Source organism: Oleiphilus sp. HI0066, assembly GCF_001635725.1.
The window spans coordinates 1-904 of the sequence record NZ_LWFH01000649.1; the positions used below are offsets into that span (position 1 = coordinate 1).

Annotated in this window: 1 protein-coding gene; it reads right to left on the reverse strand. The window is 46.2% G+C overall.

The genetic code is table 11. The features are described 5' to 3' along the window. Window positions 1–861 (reverse strand): immunoglobulin domain-containing protein (locus A3738_RS08245; protein ID WP_156504098.1); only part of this gene is annotated, 861 nt, incomplete at its 3' end. Window positions 862–904 lie beyond the last annotated feature (43 nt).

The following is a 904-nucleotide window of genomic DNA, read 5'->3' on the forward strand; positions in this document are numbered from 1 at the left end:
AGTTGTTGCACCTTCAATCAACTCACCATCTTTAAACCACTGATAAGACATTGGCAAACCACCAATAATATTTGCCGTCAACGATACCCGTTCACCGGCTTCAGTTACCACACCAACAGGCTGAGTCATAATCTGGACTCGCTGAACCAAAGCCCCTTGATCCATCGCACTATTCTGCACCTGAACAAGCTCAGTTACTAACTGATCATAATTCGACTCATCTTGACCTAAGTGCAAGCTAGTTACATCTGAAATAACGCCTTGTGCAGCGTAAACCAACTCATCAACAGCTACAGTGCTTGAGCCTTCTTTATCAAACAACACTAAACTGCCGCTTGCCTTCAGATTCATTTCGATCTCTTCAAGTACGTCAGTCACACCATCGTATGCCCCGCCATTAGCTAGCTCATGCATACCCGCACTAATAGAAGATAATTTAACCCGCTCCGCGCTTGCAGACGACCTTTCTTCTACTTCTGTAATATCTATAGGCTCCCGTAATAAAGCACCTTGCTCAAGATCGAACAGGCCCTCTATTTCATTCTGTGCGGCTTGAGTGGCGGCGATGGTTAGACCACTATCAGAATACTCTGCTTTTACGCGCACCATGTGGGTAAAAGGCGTAACATGAACACTGTTATCAGAAACAGACTCGAGAACAGGGCTAACGCTTGACAATACTAAGTCAGCACCTGGCGTAAAATCTTCGCCGAAATCGTACACACCGTTTTCGCTACAACCGCTCGTCGCCTCACAAGTCATTCGCGTTTGCTCATCAGCCGTCACCTCAAAAACAATCTGCTCACCTACAACACTGCGAGGAAGATTAATTGAGTAATAGCCTTCAGAATCTGTGCGCACCGGACTCCCAACTACTGAAGAGGCGACATTCTTTTGGCCATTC